This is a genomic window from Pseudomonas arsenicoxydans, assembly GCF_006438915.1.
GTDB classification, from domain to species: Bacteria; Pseudomonadota; Gammaproteobacteria; order Pseudomonadales; family Pseudomonadaceae; genus Aquipseudomonas; species Aquipseudomonas arsenicoxydans_A.
This window is the reverse complement of the sequence record NZ_RCZE01000005.1, coordinates 68,815-88,338: the sequence shown is the minus strand read 5'-3', so window position 1 is coordinate 88,338 and position 19,524 is coordinate 68,815. Positions and strand designations below refer to the sequence as shown.

Here is a 19,524-nt window from a genome sequence, read left to right as displayed (position 1 = left end):
GGTTGCCAACGACCCAAAGCGGATTGGGTCACCCAGCCCATAAAGTAAGATCAGCTTTGGCAGATCCGGATTCGGTTGCCAAATGGGTCATACACTTCCAGAACCTGGCCCCAGCCCTGCTGAACAATATCCGGACGTACGTATCCGTAAATGGGCACTGTTTTAGTCCGGCATCAACAGGGTCACCGCTACACGGAATCCATCGGTCGGCGTATCCGTCGGATTGGTTACATATTTGGTATAGCCAATCTCGAATTGCACTGGTTTTCCGGCGATCTTTGCCAGCTGCGCAACCGTCAGATTGACTGGTGAAGTCCAACCCTCGGTTGCCCCGTCATGTGCGTTATAGGTCGACTCAGTATTGATGCCGAAAGTGGTGTAGGTTTTGGTGGTGTACGTTAGAAACGGCTGCACAAAAGTGCTATCGACATAGTCGCGATTGGATTGGCCGGCGAAAGAGTTCAACTTATTTGCCAAGATTCCATAAGTCCAGCCGTCGTGCTGCTTGAGCACCACAGCAGTTGGGCCAGCACTCCACTTGCCACTGCCCAGTTCCTGTTTATTGGCGGTGGGTGCATTAATCGCCGCACCAACCCCCCAAACCCAGCCGTCAGCCTCCGCCACCGGAGAGTAAAAAAAACTCTGCAAGACATCGCCGATGCCCGACTGACCATTCACACCAGGCGCTGGGCTATCGAAGTTGATGATCGGCACGATGGTCCGCGAAATGATATTGGTCTGTGCATCCAGGTGAATCGGGATCACAGGTTGAATATTGGTGACATTCACATCCGCATTATTCGGCCCCAATCCTCTCAAGTGATTGTACTGAACTGGCATGCTGATCAAATCGGCGATTGGGTTACTGAGCTTTTTCGCCAGTTCGGCTCGTGATTGCTCCTGTGCAAGCGTGCCGGAGGCTTGCAGCAGGAGTGCGCAGGCTGCCATTGTGCTCACTGAACCACCTAGCGTGAATTTTGCTTGATTCATCATTGGCTCCCAAAATCTTAGAAAATACGCAGCTAGCTCTCTCAAGTACGCCATGCAGAACTCACCCAAGCAGGGGCTACCACAGATTTAACACTGCGACATTCCCATCCCTTTTGATTGTTGCTACTTCGCCTTCTGGATCAGCGGTGGCTTCCAAATCCATACCTGGACGGCGTGATGTCAGGCCGACCATGACAAGCAACCGGTTGAACTGCGTAGTCAGCGAAGCGCATCAAATGTTTACTGCTCTGGAGGAGTGTAGGTGCGATTTCAGCGCCGAGCCTTGCATGTCCGCTGTTGGCCGATTGATGCCCGTCGCAAAGGGCAGGTACCGACCCATTTGCTGCCGGTCGCAGAAGTCGGTGGTGGATATCCAGGCTACTTACTGCGCTTGGCGTTGATGAGTGATGGCTTTGGATGTTCAAAGTTTCGCGGCCAGGGCAGCTCCGGCAAACGTTGCCCCCGTTATTGCCAGCTTTGTTGGATGAGCTGAGTGGGGGATAGCCATCGGTTGTCAGAGGACGCTGAGGTGTTGAGGGCGCATTTCCCACCTGTCTACCCGGTCGGCACCTTATAGATACGGATCTATACTAACCCTCCTGTAATGGGTACGGGCTGTGAATGCCAGGGATGCATGGGACAAGAGCCGCAAGCCATTGCAGGTCAAAGCTCAAGATATTACGGATGATGCGCCAAAGAATGAACTGTTGGCCGTCAGTATGAAGATCGAGCAGTTGAAGATTTTGAGCCTTGAGAGATGAGAGCACGACTATCCGATATGGGGGGTTATGTGAATCAACTGCAAGAGGATCAGAATAATGAAACCGAGAAAATTATTACGGGTGGCATTGGCTTCGAGCTGTCTGGCAGTGGCAGCTTGCATGCCAGCAGTGATTCAAGCAGCCGAGAATAAACCGAACATCATGTTCATCATGGCAGATGACGTCGGTTGGATGCAGCCGAGCATCTATCACCAGGGGCTGGCGGTCGGTGAAACGCCGAATATCGATCGCATCGCCCAAGAAGGTGCGAAATTCATGACCTACTACGCCGAGCAGAGTTGTACGGCGGGGCGCAACGCTTTCTTTACCGGGATGCACCCGCTGCGTACCGGCATGATTCCTCCGCAATTGCCCGGCAGCCCATCGTGGCTACGCCCTGGTACACCCGCGCTGTCCAAGTTTTAGCTTGATCTGGGCTATACCACTGGCGAATTTGGCAAGAACCATCTGGGTGACAACTTCGAGGCACTGCCGACCTCCCATGGCTTTCAGGAGTTCTGGGGCTACCTCTATCACCTTGATGCAATGCAGGGCGTGAGCTTTGTCGACATTAACAAAACTCCGCAAGAGCAAGGCATTGCTCCGCCCTGTAAGGTCACTCCGATCAACGGGCTGCCGGAAGTTCCCGGAGCCATCGATCCGAGGGACGGAACCTGCCTGACGCCGCCACGTCCGGTCCTTTCCTGTGTCTCCAGCGACGGTACGCAGAAGAACACCACTTGCAAGGACGCAGGGCCGCTGACACTGGAACGCTCGAAGACTGTGGATGAAGAAATCTCCGCCAAGGTCATCGACTTCCTCGACCGCAACGATCCGAAGAAGACCAATAAGCCGTTCTTCGTCTGGTACAACCCGGCACGCATGCACATCACCACGGTACTGCCACCCAAGTATGAGGCCATGGTCGGTGAGGCTGGCGGTAAGGATTGGGGGACCAATGAAGCGGGCATGAAGCAGCTGGATGACAATATTGGTTATGTCTTGAAGAAACTCGAAGACATGGGCCAGTTGGACAACACCATTGTCGTCTTTACGACCGACAACGGCGCGGAAACCATTACCTTCCCGGACGGCGGTACTACGCCGTTCAAGGGCGGCAAGTTGACTACCTGGGAGGGCGGCATGCGCGCTCCGCTGGTCATGCGCTGGCCTGGGGTCATCAAGCCAGGCACGGTCCTGACTGACATCTTCGCCTCTCTCGACTGGGTGCCGACCTTGGTCAATATCGCTGGCGGCAAGAAGGGCAATGAACTGAATGAGCAGATCATGGCGGGCAAGTACCCCGGTATCGTCAAGACCAAGCTCGACGGCGTGGATCAAACTGACTACCTGACCGGCAAGTCTGACAAGTCGGCGCGTGACACCTTCTTCTACTACACCGGCTCGCAACCTTCGGCTGTGCGCTACAAGAACTGGAAGATGTATTACACCATGGTGCCGGATACCGCGACTGGCGGGCTGTTTGGTGCGACCACCTTTCACTGGACACAACTGCTCAACCTCAAGCGTGACCCCTTTGAAACAACAGTCGGCGGTGACGCGAAGTCCATCACGGGCTATGGCGGTGCATTGGGTTCCCCTGGGAACGCCTATGTCTACAACTGGAACATGCTGCCAATCGGGCAGCTGCTCTGGGAGAAAGAGCTAATGTCGTACAAGGAATTCCCGCCAATGCAGGCGCCAGAAACCTACAACCTGGACGGTATTCTCAAAGCCATGCAGCAGAGCGGTCATAACGGTCACGATTAACGCTGTGGCTAAGCCATTGCTATAGATCAACGGGCGTTCCAAACAGGCGCCCGTTTTTTTGATTGGATATAGTGTTCATTCCGAATGCCCGCATCTGGCCGATTGCTGCCCGTCGCGAAGGGCTGCAAACGATAGCGCTAGCCTTAGTCCTTAAAATAACCTGGTTATTTCATTCAAGATCCGATCCTGGGTTTCAGTACTGGGTCTATGTCGATAAGCCACTGCTAAAAATGCAACGCCTTCGTAGTCGCAGCGGATCGAAAAAGTCATACCTTCACGAAACCCAAAAACGGATCGTTCACCTGCATCAACAAAATATCTCGCTTTTGTAAGCGCTGCTTGGGCGTGTTTCAGGCATTCAGTTTGGCTAAGCGAGTGTTGTATCCAGCTAGTCGTGACACGCACAGAAGAAGTCTCGCTATCATCGATAGGTGGTCGAGCAATTGCCTTGGTAGGTGAATTAATATTTTCGTTACTGGTACAAGCGGTCAGCCCCATTGAGATAACGGTAAGCAAAAAGCCAAAATGAAGTCTTGAATGCTTAAGTGAGTTTCGCATCGCGGGGCGTTCCTCTGACGATGTGCAATTAATAAAATTGCAGGTACTAACGTAATAGCGGATTTCTGATCCTTTGCGACCTGTTTCCAGCGAATGCGACCAATGGTTGAACGTGGGCCCGTCATGTAGTTCTTCTCCAATTTATGCTGACTAACCGAACGTTCAAGTGAATCATGTCACTCGCTTGGTTAACTATGTCACCTAAAAAATTATCTTCAGGTCACACCCATGTACTGATATTACGTAAGCTCAAACCGCTCTAATGCATAATCCTTTCCTGCCAGGGTAAGTTCAAAAAAGGTGGCGCCGAACGTACCCCGTGTCACTTTTTGCCTCACAAGACGTTTAACTTGTAGTTGCTTTAAATCGGCTTCAACTTCTAGCGTACTAAGTGAGACAAGTTTGCAAATTGAGTCTAAATTTGCAATTTTCCTGAAGTTTGCGTGATAGGTTAACGCTTCCATCAGTAGCGTTTGGTTTTCTGTCAGTCGTGGAAACTCAGGGTTGTTTTTTTTGTAAACCTTTCGCTCTATCTCATGTAACTCGCCGGAAGCTCCGTCAGTGATGCGGGCGTAGTAAATCGCTACAGACAGCGTACTGATTGAAAACATGATAATCGTCAGCAGAGACCAATTCGGCAGTGGCGTTTCCAGCAAAAGCCAATCCAAAACCCGTAGCAGCCAGCCCTTGGTATCTGCCATCAACGTCAGGTCGAAGTAGGTGTCGAGCAGCTTCATGGCGGCCCAAGCGACAAGGAAACCAGCAGCCGAGCAGGCCATAGCCTTGAACATGAACGGGGTATGCTTGCCTTGTGCTGCCATTCTGCTCGTCTCTTGTGTAGAAACAGATGTTGTCAGCATAGCAGTGGAAAAGAGGCCCTCTGGCAGCCGATCTGAAGAAAAACGCATCTGATTTTCTGGAGATATGCTGACCAATTTTAGCCTGTCGCCACCGGCTGAATACGACTTTGCGGCCCCTCGTGTCTGTGAGCTAAAGTCAGGTCTTAGCGTCCGGGTGAGGGCGGTCCATAGAGCTCGGGTTCCCAGTCTTCAAAAGGCGGTTTTATTGCGGACGAGACAGGCTGGAGGCCGAGAATGACTGGCCAGATTGCACGCGCTCGCTGAGACCGTCGACATACCTACAACCGTTGACGGTTACGCTGCTGTTTCACCTTGTACATCTCGCGGTCTGCCAGCTTTGTGGCCTCGTCGACAGTCATGCTGCCCGGTGTCACGGCCACGACCCCGACACTCGCACCGGTGTATTGAATATCACCAAGCCCATGGTCCAACTCATATCGCCCAATCGTCGCTTTCGACAGGCGATCCTGCAGCAGTTCGGCGGCATGTCGCATGTCTTCCGCCAGGTCCAGGTGTTCGGAGGGTGTGCCCAGGGCAATTACGATGAACTCATCCCCACCCGTACGGCCGATGATGTCACTGGTTCTAAGGCCATGCTGCAGATGCGCGGCCACACCGCGCAGTAGCTGGTCTCCTGCCAAGTGGCCGCGGGTATCGTTGATGAACTTGAACCCGTCCAGATCGATGACACCCATGAGGATGTATTTGTTCTCGCGCTGGGCCAGGGCGAACAGGCGCGCGGCATCGTTAAGAATGGCACGCCGGTTGGACAGGCCGGTGAGTGGGTCGGTCAGGGCCAGCTTGGTCAACTCGGCGTTGGCAGCCTGGAGTCGCTCTACCAGCAGCCCGCGTTCAAGGGAATATCCCAGCAACCCTGACAGCAGCATCAGCAAGGGTTCCACTTCAGCAGAGCGGGCCACCTGATCCGAGCTGGCGGCACAGACCGTCCCCAGCAGTTGCCCATCCTGGGATCTGATGGGGGCGCTCACGTAGGTCCGGATGCCCAAGGCCGCGGCCGCGTCCGAGTCCCCCCAACATTCGGCAACGTTATCCGAGTACATGCGATTCTCGTCCAGCGCCCGCTTGCACAGCGTATCGGTCCAAGGCACGACCAGCCCTTCAGGAATCACCATGTCACCGACGTTGCGTGCGAACTCGACACGCTGGACACCCTCATCGGTATCGATGGTCGTCAGGTAGGTCGACTCCATACCGGTTACCCGGCTGAGCAGGGTCAGCAAGGGCCGTGTTAGCTGCTCCAGGGTTTTGGCTTTTGGAAGGGTATCGGAGAGAAGAGAAAGAACCTGATCCATTGGGGCGCGCCGATATTGAAGGGGGTATTTCGATTATCGACTAATCGGCGGATAACTGAACAGTGTGGGGCTTCAGCCAACGGAATCAGACTATGCAGTGCCGCCGAATGACCGGAAACGTCGGTATTTTGGCCCATGAGCCTTTAATCGCACGCCTAGCATAGAGCTTCAATTCGCAGCACGGGCGATCTGTCCGTGTTCCCGGAAACTGGAGGCTGCCCGCTTGAATATGCTCGATAACCTCAGTGCCCTGAAAATCTTCGCCCGTGCCGCGCAGACCTTGAGCTTCACCGAGGCCGGCAATCAGCTGGGGCTTTCGTCATCGGCCATCGGCAAGGCGGTGGCTCGGCTCGAGCAGCGCTTGGGGGTGCGTTTGTTTCATCGCAGTACGCGCAGCATTCAACTGACCGACGAAGGGCAGCAGGTGCTGGACAGCTGCCAGCGAATCTTCAATGAACTGGAAACCATGGAGGCGCAGGTTGCCCAATCCCGCGTTGTGCCCCGTGGCCGGTTGCGGGTGAGTTTGCCGCTGGCGGGTATGCTGATGATGCCGACCCTCACGGCCTTCATGAAGGCCTTTCCAGCGATAGAGCTTGATCTGCATTTTTCCGACAATCTGGTGGATATAGTCAACGATGGTTTTGATGTGGTGATACGTGCCGGGGAGGCGGCCGACTCGCAACTGATCGCCCGCAGCCTGGGCAACTTTCAGCTCAAACTGGTGGGGTCGCCGGCGTATTTCAAACGGGCCGGTATCCCGCTGAAACCGGCGGACCTGGCGGATCACAGCTGCTTGCATCATCGCTTTCCCAGCACCGGCAAGCTGGAGCGCTGGCCGCTGCGTGCGTCCCTCGACGGTGAGGAGGTGGTGGTGCCGGTGATGAGTATCGCAAGCACCATCGAACCGTTGATTGCCCTCGCTGAATCGGGGCTGGGAATTGTGTGCATTCCGGACCTGGCCTGCCGGGAACAACTGGCCGACGGCAGGCTGGTCGAGGTGTTGGCGGACTATGTTGAGCATACCGGCACCTTCCGTGCGGTCTGGCCGGCCAACCCGTTTCGCTCGCCGAAGCTGCGGGTGTTTGTCGACTTCATGGCCAAGCATTTGCTGGCGGCGTCCTCAGAGGCAACACCGTCGGTGTCGCTCAACGTTTCCCCTATACGACGCACGGCCTGAAATCCTGCCGTGCGACACACTCTTTGGGAAAAGAGAGGGTTACCTTTGGCAGGCGGAGGAGGGGCTGAACCGAGTCTATTGCGCTAGTTTGGAAAAGGCCGTGCCAGCCAATATCAACGCCGCTGACCCACCGCTTTCGCGAGCCGGCTCGCTCCCACAGGAGAGGTGTGTGGAGACAGGATTAGCTGATCGACAGCAGCATCCGTTGCAGCATCGCATCGCACGCGGTGAGTTGTTGGAAGCTGACGAATTCGTCGGGTTTGTGGCCTTGGTCCATGCTGCCGGGACCGCAGACGACGGTGGGGATGCCGGCCGCGTCGAACAGGCCGCCCTCGGTGCCAAAGGCTACAGTGCCGAATTCTCGGGAGCCGGAGAAAGTGGCAATCAACTCAGCCGCTTCACTGTGCGCATCGGTCGCCAGACCGGGGTACGCCGACAGTTCGCTGAAGCGGATCTCACTCTGTTCACTCACGGCCCGCATGCGCGGCAACACCTGTTGCTCGGCATAGGCCTTCAGTTCCTGCGCCACATCATTGGGATCAAACGAGGGCAGGGCACGGATTTCGAAGTCGAAGCGGCAATCGGCCGGGACGATGTTCAGTGCTTTGCCACCCGAAATCACCCCGGTTTGTACGGTGCTGAACGGCGGATCGAACCGTTTATCGTGAAGCTCTGGCGCCTTCAGTCGGTAACCAATCCGCCCAAGCTCACCGATCAATTCAGCCGCGTATTCAATCGCGTTGACCCCCAGCGGCGCATACGCCGAATGGCACGCTTTCCCGTGAACATCGCAACGCATTGCCAGTTTGCCTTTATGCCCGAGCACCGGTTTCAGCTCAGTCGGCTCGCCAATGATGCAGAGCATCGGTTTGACCGGACGCTGACCCAGTGCCGCCAGCAGAGAACGCACACCGAGGCAGCCCACCTCTTCATCATAAGAAAGCGCGATGTGCACCGGCACTCGGAGCGTGGCCTTCACCAGCGACGGCACCAGCGCCAGCACGCAGGCGATGTAGCCTTTCATGTCTGCTGTGCCGCGACCGTAGAGTTTGCCATCGCGCTCGGTGAGTTCGAACGGCGGGACGGTCCACGGCTGACCGTCGACGGGCACCACGTCGGTGTGCCCCGACAGCACAATGCCCGGCACATCCGCCGGGCCGATGGTGGCGAACAGATTGGCTTTGCTGCGTAGCTCGTTGTAGACCAGCTCGCACGGCACATCGAAGCCCACGAGGTAGTCGCGGACGAACTCGATCAGGTGCAGGTTGGATTCGCGGCTGGTGGTGTCGAAGGCCACCAGCGTCTGCAACAACTCGCGGCTGTGGCTCATCGGTCGTCTCCGGCGACGCCGTAGCCAGGGGATTTGTCCGGGGCGAGGGCGCGGTCGATGTAGTCCTGAACTTGTGGGCGATAGGCGTCCCATAGTTTTTCGAGCTGACCGATGGGGTTTTCGTCGGCCCAGTCGACTCGCAGGTTGATGATTGGCCAGGTCAGTTCACCGACCACGATCATCGCCGCCGAATGCACCGGCCCGGCTTCACCGCCGGCAGCAATCGCGGCTTTCATGGCGGCGAGCAATCGGTCGGCCAGTTGACCTTCGCCATGTTCGAACGCTTCAACCATCGCTTCGATCACCGAGCGGTCCGCGAGCATGTTGCCGGCCGCTACGCAGTGTTCGCCGGACACCGCGTTGTGGTTGCCCAGGGTTTGCGCGCCGCTGAAATGCGCGGTACGGCCGAGGTGGTCGATGGCGGTGATTTGCCGATATTGGCTGTAGCCGTTGCGGGTCAGGACTTTGTCCAGCGCTTCGGCCGGTTCGAGGCCTTGCTCCATCAGGGCAAGGGTTTCGGGGCCGAGTGAGGGCAAGGTGATGTTTTGCGTCGAGACCGCGCCGACACCCGGCAGCAGCCACGGGCAACGGGCGCCGACAGCGATGCTGGAGGAACTGATCGCGATGCCGAACTGACCGGTTTCGGGGCAACGGGCGGTGATGGAGAAGGTCATGGTTTTGCTCCTTGGTTTGCCTTGGAAAAGTGGTCGTCTGGGCGGGCCCCTTCGCGAGCAAGTCGAATCGTCGCACCGCCGCTCCCACATTCGATTGATGTCGTACGCAAATTCTGTGTTCACAGAAGATCAAATGTGGGAGCGGGCTTGCTCGCGAAGGCCGCGACTCGGTGTACCTGCTTACTCAGGAATCACCGCAATCACATCAATCTCCATCAACCACTGCGGCTGCCCCAGCGCTGACACTACCAACCCGGTCGAAATCGGAAACACGCCCTTCAGCCACTTGCCCACTTCCTGATAAACCGGCTCGCGATACCGCGGATCAATCAGGTAAGTCGTGGTTTTGACGATGTGGCTCAGGTCACTACCAGCCTCTTCCAGCAACTGCTTGACGTTGCGCATCGCCTGCTCGGCCTGCGCACGCGGATCGCCCAGACCGACCAGGTTGCCTTCGAAATCTGTCCCGACCTGGCCACGAACATAAACGGTATTCCCGGCCCGCACGGCTTGGCACAAATCGTTGTCCAGGCTCTGATTCGGGTAGGTTTCCTTGGTGTTGAACATGCGAATACGGGTATGGGTTGGCGTGGCCATGTGAAGCTCCTGGAAAATGACTTAAGCGCTGACAGTGGTTTTATGGGCGACCGGTACGGCTTCAGCCTGACGCTGCGCCGCATCGTGGTAGTCGAGGTACGAACGCTGGATGGCGATGTGATCAGCCACGTATTTCGCGTCGTGCCAAACGCCCCAGATGAACGAAGACCCACGACGCGACTGCCACGGCAGGCCGAGGAAATACACACCGGGCTCGCTCGACACACCGCGCTGATGTTGCGGCTTGCCGTTGTCGTCGAAGGCACCCACTTTGAGCCAGCTGTAATCGGTGGCAAAACCGGTGGCCCAGATGATCGAGGTCACGCCGGCCTTGACCAAGTCGAGCTCAAGAATCGGATTCGTCACGCACGCTGGATCAGGGAAGGTAATGCGTGCTTCAGGTTCTTCCGGCAGGTCCAGGCCGTTGCGCTCGATGTAAGCGTCGGCAGCGTTAAGCAATGCCAGATAGTTCTCGTCGCCACGCGCCAGGTTCTCGGCCAGATTCGGCTGGAACGTCGCCACGCCGCCCGTGAACGATTGGGTCAGGCCGACCAAGGTCATGCCGCGATGGGCAAGGCCACGGAAGTCGACGGTCTTTCCGCCATCGGCACCGCTGACCGCGATGGTCACGTGTTCCCGACCGGGTTTCATTGCCGCCTGATCCCACTCGCCGAGCACGCCCAGCCACCAGCAGAAATCCCGGTTGCGATAAGCGCGAGGCGGGCGGTCGTGGGCGCCGACCGAGAGGTAAACCTGTTTTCCCGAACGCTGCAATTCATCGGCGATCTGCACACCCGACGAGCCGGCGCCGACCACCAGCACAGCGCCTTCGGGCAGTTGCTCGGGGTTGCGGTATTCCGCCGAGTGGATCTGAATGAACGGCTGATCTTTGGGCGCGATGGGCGGGATAACCGGTTTCTGGAATGGCCCGGTGGCCGCCACCACACGGTTGGCCTCGATCACGCCGTCGGAGGTTTCAATGGTGAAGCCTGGGCGGCCGACATTGCGTGTGACGCTCAGCACGTCAACGCCGGTGCGCACCGGGGCGTTGAATTTTTTGGCGTAGGCTTCGAAGTAATCGGCGACACGTTCTTTCGGGGCAAAGCCGTCGGGGCTCAGGTCATCGAATTCCATGCCCGGAAAACGGTCGTGCCACGCTGGACCGTTGGCCACCAGCGAATCCCAACGCCCGGTGCGCCAGCGCTCGGCAATCCGGTTGCGCTCCAGCACCAGGTGCGGCACGCCGAGTTTGCTCAGGTGTTCACTCATGGCCACGCCAGCCTGACCGGCGCCAACAATCAGCGTGTCTGTTTTTGTTTTTTCTGTGGTCATCTCTTTACCCTTCGAAGTGGGATTCAGGTCGCTAATGGCCTGCCATCTCTTGGGGTCAAGACTAGGGATCACCCTGGTATCGGTAAAATATTATTAAGCTGGCATTTGAGTATAAATAACTGAGGCAGAGCGCCCGGACCCGCCTGGGCGGCGGGTCTGGAGGGGTGTCGTCGGACGCCTGTTTGAAACGGTTACAGCATTAAGGCCAACGCCTTAGTGCATTTTGCTGTGATCCATCGTGCCGAGTGCCCGCGCTTCGGCCTGCACTTCGATGGTTTCCTGCTCGCCCTTGGCGTTTTTAACGGTCAGGGTCAGCGGGACTTTATCGCCTTCCTTCACCTGCGCCGTCAGGTCAATCAGCATCACATGGTAGCCATGAGGATCGAAGGTCACAGGCTTGCCGGCCGGCAGCGCGACGGACTCGACCATGCCCATTTTCATCACATCGTCTTTCATGCTCATTTGGTGCACCTGTACTGTTTTTGCCGCCGGCGACTGAACGCTTAGCAGGGTGCTGTCGCTGTCAGCCTGCACAGTCATGAACGCGCCGGTGGACGGTTGGCCGGCAACGGTCGCGCGGACCCAGGCGTCGTGAACTTCGGTTTGCGCCGACGCCTGAAAGCCCAGGCCTATCAGCGACAGGCCCAGGGCCAGTTGTTTGATGCGTTGGAAGGATGGTGCAGTCATTAGCAGACCTCCATGACGGTGAGCAGGTCTTCTGCACACTCTTGGGCGGTAAGGGACGCGGACAGGCCCAGGCGCAGATTGCCCCGGGAGTCGAAGACGTAACTGGTCGCGGTGTGGGAGAGGGTGTAGCTGTCACCGTTCGGGACTTTTTCAAAGAACACGCCGAATTCCTTGGCGGTGGCGGCGGTTTCTTCCAGCGTGCCGTGCAGCGCTTCAAAGGTCGGGTCGAAGGATTTGACGTACTTGTCGAGCATCTGCGGTGTGTCGCGCTCAGGGTCCAGGGTGATGAAAATAACCTGGAGCTTTTCGCCATCGCGGCCCATCAATTTCTTCGCCTGGGCGGCGCGGGCCAGAGTCGTCGGGCACACGGCCGGGCACTGGGTGAAGCCGAAGAAAATCATCGGCATCATCCCGCGATAGCTGGTCAGCATCCGGGTTTCGCCATCGGCGTCCTTGAGCTTGAAGGTCCGGCCCATGATCTTGTCGCTGAGGTCCTTGCCGTACTTGAACGACAGCTTGCTGCTGTCATCACAACCGGCCAGCAGGCCGAGGCTCAACAGGCTCATGCCGCGCAGGACAGTGCGACGGGTATACAACGTACTCATGGGGGAAAATCCTGTGTAGCGACGTGAAATCTTGGGCGGCTGATGAATCAGACTAAAAAAGCGCGTGGATATTAACAAACTGTTGCGGTCCGCTGCGCATTGTCGGACCGACGCAGGTTGCGGTACAGAGACAGAACCTGCAGAAAACTACGGATCAGACGAACAGGGCACGTTGCCAGCGGCAATTATTCAACCCATTTTCTGTCGGCTGCTAAGCTTCGACGTTGCAGCGTCCGAGCCTTCCCCGGCGTAGACGTTGCACAGGGTCAAGGAGTACGACTTCAGTATCCATTCCACTTCAAATGAGGTGGCAAGCGATTGTCGATAACCTGCACGGAGGCAGGCAATGGTGATCAAGCGCGTTGGCAATTTGAGTGCCGAGGGTGTCCCCGAACCACTCGATCGTGAAGAAATCCAGCGGGTGCTGGCGCAGCTGTTGGCCAGCCCGGTGTTTGCCAAGTCCCGGCGGATGGGCGATCTGCTGCGCTATCTGCTCGAGCATGACCTTCAACATCCGAATATTGCGCTCACCGAGCACGCCATCGGCCTGGCAGTGTTTCGCCGTGATCCGGCGATTTACTGCACCGGCGACGATCCGGTGGTGCGCGTGCAGGTGGGGCGATTGCGCCGCAAACTCGCGACCCATTACACCACCACCGGTCAGCAAGACCCGGTACGCCTGAGCATACCGGCCGGGTGTTATCGCCTGGCTTATCAACGACATCATCCGAAAGCGAGCGCGACGCGCCACCCGGTGTTGCAGATTCAGCCATTTACCTGCATCACCCGCGACGGCGATGACTTTGCCCGGGGCTTGTGCGAAGAGCTGAGCTGCAGGCTGTTCGAGTCATTCGAACAGGCGCAAAACCGCGGCAACCATGTGTTGATGAAAGTGCCGCGCAACAGTGCCAAAGTCTCGGACCTGGTGCGCGCCGGGCGCGGCCATTATTCGCTGGAGGGCAGTGTGCGGGTTGAGTCGACCCGGGTCCGGGCCTCGGTGCGCCTGATTGATGTCGCACAGGGGCGGATTCGCTGGTCGGAGCAGTTTGATCGCAATCGCCCTTATGGCATCGCCACTCAGGAAGATCTGGCTGAGTCGATCTGCCAGTCATTGACCGGGTATTTCGCCCGTGGCGGTGGTGACGCTTGATTAGATGGGGCAACCGCAAGGTTGCCCCGGATGCAGGTTTTACACGACGGTCCAGCTGCCTCCGGAGTAGAGGCGGGCGGCATTGTTGTCGAACGTCAGGTCGATTTCGACGGATTGAGAGCGCGAGGTGCTGAACATGGTGCTGGTCTGCACGTTTTGTTCGAACCACACCAATATGGTTTCGACCGGGGTCAGCGCCGTGGAGCCTAGGACCACTGGGTTGGAGGCCACATAGATCGGAGTGCTGACCTGCTTGCCATCGATACCGGTGGACAGTTGACTGACGCCAGGGTGGATGTTGCCGTAATTGTTGATCAGGGTGATCGCCGTGTCAGGGCCACCGGTCGTCGCCGGGCCCATCAAGCCCGAATTGTCCAGTATTGACTGTTGACCCAGACCAATCGTGACGATGTTAGTCGAGACTTCCACTTGCACGTTGGCCTGGAACGTATTGGAGCCGAACAGCTGATACTGCGGGGTCCAGCTGAAGGTGTTGTTGCTCAGGTATTGAACATAGGACTGCCAGACCACGTTGAAGGCTTCGTTACCGACCTTCTTGGCGAAACACAACTTGTAGCCTGATTGTTTAAGCGTGGTCAGGTCGCCGGCGGCGATCTGGATTTTGACCGACTTTTGCGTCGCTGCCAGCGTCGACGTCAGGACCTTGCTGTAGTCAGTGCTTTTCAAGGCGGTTGGCGCGGCCAGCAGCGATTTGACGGCGGCCTGCACGTCGTCATGAAGTGTTTTCTGATGTTCGCTTACTGCAATGGATTTGCTCATGGTTTCCCTATTCCTTGGTGTGGTGAGTCGGGCAATCAACGGCTCATTGAGCACATTGACGGCTTCACTGTAGGCGGGCGGAGCGGGGCGGCGAAGTGTCTCGGCGTTACAGTCAGAGGGCGCGTCAACCCGGTTCCAGCCCGGCAGGTAACAGCATGTGTAACGGCGGAGTATCAAACGATGAAACAGCAGGGCGGCCCTTCGACCACCCCGCCGTGGCCTCAGTGCGCCGCCGCACTCACCGTTGCATCAGCCCAGCTGTAGGCCCAGCTGTTGCGTTTTCCTTTGGCAATATCGATCAGCTTGTTCTCGAACACCGTGTGATTGACCAGGCCGGTGTAGGTCATTTTTCGGCTGGCATTGGTGCCGGTCACTTCACCCGGCGTGCCGCCGGACTCGACCATGGCCTTTTTCAGATCGGCTTCGGACGGGACGCTGCTCTGGTTCTTCTCAACAATGACGAAACTCATGGTGTCACCTCTTCCGTGATGGGGGGATCGGCGGACAGCCGGGCCGAAAGCCTGTGCCTGCACACCGAAGGCACTACTCTATTGGCCGGCCAGCCCCCGCAGAAGTGACAACACGGTCGCTAAGGTAACAGCGTGGCGATCCCCGGAATCAGCCACGTAACAGCGGCGTATCAACCGACGCCGTCACGGCGCGATGAAGGCGCGGATCGCTTGAATGGTCGCGGTCGGCGCTTCCTCCATCAGCCAGTGCCCGGCGCCCGGGATTACCACTTCGGTGACGTTGTCCGCGGCGTTGCGCATCACGATCGCTTCATTGGCCCCAAAGGATTTTTCACCGCCGATGGCAAGTATCGGCATGGTCAGTCGCGTTTTCATCGAGGCTTCGTTGTCCACGGCGTCCTGACGAATGCTGCGGAACTGCGCGAAGGCCGCGTGCATCACACCGGGGCGGGCATAGAGCTTGGCGTAATGCTGACGGGTAGCTTCATCGACTTTGTTGCGGTCACCGGCGAACTCGTTCCAGAAGCGGTCCAGGTAGATGCGTTCACGACCCGCCACCAGACGCTCGGCGTCCGGCCCGCCAAAGTCGAAATGCCAGAGCATCGGCGAGCGGACGATGTCGTTCCAGGGCGGTATGCCGGGCACCGGCGCATCCATCACCACCAGGCGATCGGTCAGTTGCGGGTAACGCGAGGCGTAGGCGAAGGCGACCATGGTGCCGATGTCATGGCCGATGACCACCGAATGCTCGATCCCCAGCGCCGCCAAAACGCCACGGACGTCGCCGGCCTGGGTCTTTTTGTCGTAGCCGCTTTCCGGGATCGCCGATAGCCCCAGGCCGCGCAAGTCCGGCACCACGACGGTGTGGTCCTTGACCAGGTCCGCCGCCAGGGGCGCCCACATGTCGCCGGTGTCGCCGAAACCATGCAGCATCACCACGGCCGGCCCCTTGCCGCCGACGCGCACATGGATTTTGACGCCTTCGACGCTGATGTCCTGCGTATGAAACGCGGCGGGGAACGGTGTGACCCCGGCCTGTGCCGGGAGGCTGAGTGCAAGCAGCAATGAAGCGGTCAGCAAGGTGCGTAGCATAGCGGTCTTCTCCCAAGGTACGCGTGGGAAGTGGCGTACCTGAAGCAGCGTAGACCGCATTACGGCAAGCGTTTCTCCATGGTCGCCTTCAGCGCTTCCGTCACCAGCGCCGCCACAATCGGCTCCGACGTCGAACGCATCTCGCCACCGACGGTGGCTTGCTGGGCTTTTACTTTTTCCACGTATTGCGAGGCCGGCCCATCAGCGACCAGCGATGACAGCTCTTCCTCGGAGAACGACTTCTCATAGGCCCGCGCCAGGTTCTCGTCCCATTCCGGCTGGTACTTGGGCAGCAACGCGGTGATTTCTTCGGACACGATGCGGTTGGCGTCGTCAGCCCCCAACTTCTCGGCAATCACCGACCAGGAAACCGTTCCCTGCGCCGCCGACAGGGCGATGGCGGGGAGGTTGCTGCCCATGTGCGCTTTGGCGACCAATGTGCGCGCTTCATTCAGGGCCGGTGCATCGGCGGAGGCTGGATTCGACAGGGCAAATAACACGGTCAGCAAGAGGGCAGCAGAAGGCATCCGGTTCACAGTTGGGCTCCATGGGTGACAGGGAAAAAGGGGCGTCAGTGCAGCGTAGACCGAGGCTCATCGCGCAACCATTGGTTTAATCAATAATTACCATCAAGGAATGCAAGTTCTGTTTTTTCGCCATGGGAGGAGGATAGCCACATACCGAATTCGCCTTTGAAGGAACCTGTGCGATGAGAATGTCTACCTTGCTGGCTTTTATCGCTGTATTCACCGGCAGCGTCGCCGCCACCGTGCCGGCCTACGCGGCTGATCCGGCTTGCCATTTCGCCCCTGTCGCCGACAGCACAGCCAGCCTGCAACATGCCCAATCAGTGGGTGTGCTCTACAGCGAAAACACCGTCAACACCCTGCAATACCTCGAGCAGTACCATGCGGTGGCGGTGAACGGCGCGAAGAACCCGCAGCTTGATTCGCGCATCAGCAGTGCGTTCGTCAACAGCTCCGATCCGAAACTTGCGATTAACTGGCTTATGGGCTCGCTGCAAAAACAGTTCAGCTCGGTGACGGTCTACGACAACCTCGACGCACTGGTGCAAGCCCATCCTGACGTGGTGGTGATGCTGGACACCTATAGCCGCCTGGTGTCCAAGCGCAATAATCAGGTCGAAGCACGGTTCATGGCCAAGTTCTATGATGCGAATCTGCAGTACATCGGCCAGGCCGAAGGCTCACGCGCCCAACAAATGCCGTCGGTTTGGGTACACGGCAAAGCGGCCCCTGAAATTGCGGCGCAAATCGACCGGCAAACCGAATTGCAGGTGAATGCGCTGAAGCAATTTGATACTTCGCTGAAGGCGCTGGTGACGTCGGGCAATGTGGCGCAAGTGGCGAGTAACTGACGTCGGGGGTCGGCGTGCAAAGTGGGATCGGGATTATTGAATCACCGCGCTCATCAAGTGACTCACAGCTTGCGCCTCGACAGCCCCTTCGGCGCCACCCTCAGCAAACACCGCGCAACTCGCGGTGTTGTCATCTTCGCCACACCGATAGACCGCGATCACGCTGCCCGGCCCGCCGCCGGTGTGTCCACTTAAAACCAGTCCACCTTCGACCGCGCCTTGCATCAGGCCCAGCGCGTAACCCGGCGCAACCCACGGACGCCCGGTGATCGGCCCGCCAAGCGTACGAACCGATTGCATCTCGCGCAGCAACGCCGGCGGCAGGGTCTGGCCGGCCAGTAGACGATCCAGACAAACAGCGGCTTGATCCAACGGGCCAACCAGCAGGCCGTGATAAACCCAGCCCGGGTCGTACGATTGCGCGGCGCCCATCCTCACGCCTTCCAGATCGGCAGGCGTCGTGGCGAGGCGTACACCTGACAAACCGAGGGGTGAGAAAACCAGTCGGGTCAGCGCTTCTTCCAGCGCAAGACCCGTCAGGCGCTCGATGAAATTCGCCACGTACAGGTAGCCAACGTTCGAGTAGCGCCAGCCGTCACCGGGTGTGTAACGCAACCGGGTAGCGTCAAGCCGGCGCAGCATTTCATCGGCGGACCACGGCGTCTCGTTGCCCGCCACGGCCGCGTGGTATTCCGCCAACTCCCCGTAATCCGCCAGCCCGGCTTCATGCCGCAACAGTTGGCGCAAGGTAAACGGTCCTTCCGGCAGCGTATCGTCCAGGTCGAACAGGCCATCACGCACCAGCGACAACGCGGCGGCGCTGAGCACGGTCTTGGTGAAACTCCACCAGGGCACCGTCACCTCAGGTTGTGCAGGCGTAAGAAGTGAACCGTTTGAGACAAGGGCGACAAGCATGGGCGATGGCTGCTCTGGACGAAGGCACGGTGGGAGTTTGCCAGAAACGCCCTCAATCACCGCGCCGATTGTGTTTTTCCAGCGGCATGGCTAATCTCGCACAAACACGCAAAAACAGGCATAAACATGCAAGACCAGCACGCTGCATCCGAGCTCCCTTCCGTGCGCCGGCAGAAAATCCTCCTGATCCTTGAGCGCGACGGCAAAGTCATGGCCTCTGAGTTGAGCCAGCATTTCGCCGTGTCCGAAGACACCATCCGCCGCGATTTGTCAGAGCTTGCCAGCGCAGGACTGGTGCAACGGGTGCATGGTGGGGCGTTGCCGCGACCTAAAGACACGGGTAAGGATTTCTTCACCCGGGTCGGTGAAACCGATGAAGTGAAAACGCGCCTGGCGCAACTCGCTGCCCGCCGGGTGCAGGATGGCCAGATTGTGCTGTTCGATTCGGGGAGTACCACGCTGCAGATCGCGCGGTCGCTGCCCGCGGACATTGCCATCACGGCGATTACCGCGTCGCCGATGATCGCCATCGCGTTGGCCGACTACAAAGGCATCAAAGTGATCCTCGCGGGCGGGCAACTCAATCCCGCGACGATGTCGGCCAGCGGGCAGGAAACGTTGCGGCTGATTGAGGGGATCAAGGCCGATTTGCTGTTCACCGGGGTTTGCGCAATTCACCCGGACGTCGGCATCAGCTCGTTGCATTTCGATGAGGTGCCGGTGAAGCAGGCGATGCTCGACAGCGCGTCACACGTGGTGGCGGTGACCATGGCGGACAAACTGGGGGCGGTGGAACCGTTCGTGGTCGCGCCGTGCAATCGCATCCACACACTGATCACCGAACAACACATGGCGCCGGGCAATGTTGAGGATTATCAGCGGTGGGGTATTGAAGTGATTCAGGTTGATGCCTGAGCTCAGCCATGACCCAACGCAATCGCAAACGACACGACGATGAAGCAGGCAAAGGCAAAATTCAGGTTCATGAGGGGGTCGTCCGACTTATCCAAGATGGCGACATCTTGAATAAGCCGGGGACAAATAAAAAATTCGGCTTGGTGATGTAAAAGATCGAAGGAATTGAT

General features: G+C 58.1%; 20 protein-coding genes and 2 pseudogenes. 6 read left to right on the top strand and 16 right to left on the bottom strand.

Going from position 1 to position 19,524, the window contains the following annotated elements; translation table 11 throughout:
• Positions 1–50: 50 nt before the first annotated feature.
• Positions 51–149, bottom strand: a pseudogene (locus EAH78_RS11835) (glyoxalase superfamily protein); the annotation flags it as partial.
• Between the two features lie 13 nt (positions 150–162).
• On the bottom strand, positions 163–990 hold the full coding sequence (locus EAH78_RS11830) for a transporter (protein ID WP_140667698.1): 828 nt from the start codon (positions 988–990) through the stop codon (positions 163–165).
• An 818-nt stretch (positions 991–1,808) separates the two neighbouring features.
• Between EAH78_RS11830 and EAH78_RS11825 the strand changes: the two are divergent.
• A pseudogene (locus tag EAH78_RS11825) lies at positions 1,809–3,521 on the top strand (arylsulfatase).
• Between the two features lie 150 nt (positions 3,522–3,671).
• Here the strand turns inward: EAH78_RS11825 and EAH78_RS11820 are convergent.
• The 3 genes from EAH78_RS11820 to EAH78_RS11810 all read right to left on the bottom strand — a co-directional run bounded on the left by EAH78_RS11820 (position 3,672) and on the right by EAH78_RS11810 (position 6,252).
• Positions 3,672–4,079, bottom strand: a complete 408-nt coding sequence (locus EAH78_RS11820) for a hypothetical protein (RefSeq protein ID WP_140667697.1) — start codon at positions 4,077–4,079, stop codon at positions 3,672–3,674.
• Between the two features lie 239 nt (positions 4,080–4,318).
• A complete protein-coding gene (locus tag EAH78_RS11815; protein WP_140667976.1) occupies positions 4,319–4,900 on the bottom strand; it encodes a hypothetical protein in 582 nt (193 codons plus the stop codon).
• A 317-nt stretch (positions 4,901–5,217) separates the two neighbouring features.
• Positions 5,218–6,252, bottom strand: a complete 1,035-nt coding sequence (locus EAH78_RS11810; protein ID WP_140667696.1) for a sensor domain-containing diguanylate cyclase — start codon at positions 6,250–6,252, stop codon at positions 5,218–5,220.
• A 229-nt stretch (positions 6,253–6,481) separates the two neighbouring features.
• On the opposite strand from EAH78_RS11810, the gene EAH78_RS11805 reads away from it, so the two are divergent.
• Positions 6,482–7,429, top strand: coding sequence for a LysR family transcriptional regulator (locus EAH78_RS11805; RefSeq protein ID WP_140667975.1), 948 nt, complete (start codon positions 6,482–6,484; stop codon positions 7,427–7,429).
• 181 nt (positions 7,430–7,610) lie between these two features.
• Here the strand turns inward: EAH78_RS11805 and argE are convergent, their stop codons facing one another.
• The 6 genes from argE to EAH78_RS11775 all read right to left on the bottom strand — a co-directional run bounded on the left by argE (position 7,611) and on the right by EAH78_RS11775 (position 12,654).
• On the bottom strand, positions 7,611–8,759 hold the full coding sequence (argE, locus tag EAH78_RS11800) for an acetylornithine deacetylase (protein WP_140667695.1): 1,149 nt from the start codon (positions 8,757–8,759) through the stop codon (positions 7,611–7,613).
• A complete protein-coding gene (locus EAH78_RS11795; protein WP_140667694.1) occupies positions 8,756–9,433 on the bottom strand; it encodes a DUF1028 domain-containing protein in 678 nt (225 codons plus the stop codon). The genes argE and EAH78_RS11795 overlap by 4 nt, the downstream gene beginning before the upstream one ends.
• 180 nt (positions 9,434–9,613) lie before the next feature.
• Positions 9,614–10,030 (bottom strand): RidA family protein, encoded by a 417-nt coding sequence (locus EAH78_RS11790; protein WP_140667693.1) that lies wholly within the window; start codon positions 10,028–10,030, stop codon positions 9,614–9,616.
• 21 nt (positions 10,031–10,051) lie between these two features.
• Positions 10,052–11,398, bottom strand: coding sequence for a flavin-containing monooxygenase (locus EAH78_RS11785; protein WP_430539932.1), 1,347 nt, complete (start codon positions 11,396–11,398; stop codon positions 10,052–10,054).
• Between the two features lie 177 nt (positions 11,399–11,575).
• On the bottom strand, positions 11,576–12,049 hold the full coding sequence (locus EAH78_RS11780) for a copper chaperone PCu(A)C (protein WP_140667691.1): 474 nt from the start codon (positions 12,047–12,049) through the stop codon (positions 11,576–11,578).
• A complete protein-coding gene (locus tag EAH78_RS11775; RefSeq protein WP_140667690.1) occupies positions 12,049–12,654 on the bottom strand; it encodes an SCO family protein in 606 nt (201 codons plus the stop codon). Before EAH78_RS11775 ends, EAH78_RS11780 begins: the two co-directional genes overlap by 1 nt.
• A gap of 346 nt (positions 12,655–13,000) precedes the next feature.
• Here EAH78_RS11775 and EAH78_RS11770 point away from each other — a divergent pair, with 346 nt between their 5' ends.
• A complete protein-coding gene (locus EAH78_RS11770) occupies positions 13,001–13,804 on the top strand; it encodes a hypothetical protein (protein WP_140667689.1) in 804 nt (267 codons plus the stop codon).
• 39 nt (positions 13,805–13,843) lie between these two features.
• On the opposite strand, the gene EAH78_RS11765 is transcribed toward EAH78_RS11770, so the two are convergent.
• The 4 genes from EAH78_RS11765 to EAH78_RS11750 all read right to left on the bottom strand — a co-directional run bounded on the left by EAH78_RS11765 (position 13,844) and on the right by EAH78_RS11750 (position 16,682).
• Complete coding sequence (locus EAH78_RS11765; RefSeq protein WP_140667688.1) at positions 13,844–14,584, bottom strand: hypothetical protein; 741 nt, start codon at positions 14,582–14,584, stop codon at positions 13,844–13,846.
• Between the two features lie 221 nt (positions 14,585–14,805).
• Positions 14,806–15,054, bottom strand: a complete 249-nt coding sequence (locus EAH78_RS11760) for a hypothetical protein (RefSeq protein WP_140667687.1) — start codon at positions 15,052–15,054, stop codon at positions 14,806–14,808.
• A 183-nt stretch (positions 15,055–15,237) separates the two neighbouring features.
• A complete protein-coding gene (locus tag EAH78_RS11755) occupies positions 15,238–16,146 on the bottom strand; it encodes an alpha/beta fold hydrolase (protein ID WP_140667686.1) in 909 nt (302 codons plus the stop codon).
• A 59-nt stretch (positions 16,147–16,205) separates the two neighbouring features.
• The gene (locus EAH78_RS11750; RefSeq protein ID WP_140667685.1) at positions 16,206–16,682 is read right to left on the bottom strand and encodes a hypothetical protein; all 477 of its coding nucleotides are present in this window, start codon (positions 16,680–16,682) and stop codon (positions 16,206–16,208) included.
• Positions 16,683–16,855: 173 nt separating this feature from the next.
• Between EAH78_RS11750 and EAH78_RS11745 the strand changes: the two genes are divergently transcribed.
• Positions 16,856–17,524, top strand: coding sequence for an ATPase (locus EAH78_RS11745; RefSeq protein WP_140667684.1), 669 nt, complete (start codon positions 16,856–16,858; stop codon positions 17,522–17,524).
• A 33-nt stretch (positions 17,525–17,557) separates the two neighbouring features.
• On the opposite strand, the gene EAH78_RS11740 is transcribed toward EAH78_RS11745, so the two are convergent.
• On the bottom strand, positions 17,558–18,439 hold the full coding sequence (locus EAH78_RS11740) for a serine hydrolase domain-containing protein (protein WP_140667683.1): 882 nt from the start codon (positions 18,437–18,439) through the stop codon (positions 17,558–17,560).
• A 126-nt stretch (positions 18,440–18,565) separates the two neighbouring features.
• Between EAH78_RS11740 and EAH78_RS11735 the strand changes: the two genes are divergently transcribed.
• Both EAH78_RS11735 and EAH78_RS32145 read left to right on the top strand, forming a co-directional pair.
• On the top strand, positions 18,566–19,354 hold the full coding sequence (locus EAH78_RS11735) for a DeoR/GlpR family DNA-binding transcription regulator (protein ID WP_140667682.1): 789 nt from the start codon (positions 18,566–18,568) through the stop codon (positions 19,352–19,354).
• Positions 19,355–19,362: 8 nt separating this feature from the next.
• Positions 19,363–19,506 carry a hypothetical protein gene (locus tag EAH78_RS32145; protein ID WP_161599682.1) on the top strand — a complete coding sequence of 48 codons (144 nt, stop codon included), beginning with the start codon at positions 19,363–19,365 and terminating at the stop codon, positions 19,504–19,506.
• Positions 19,507–19,524 lie beyond the last annotated feature (18 nt).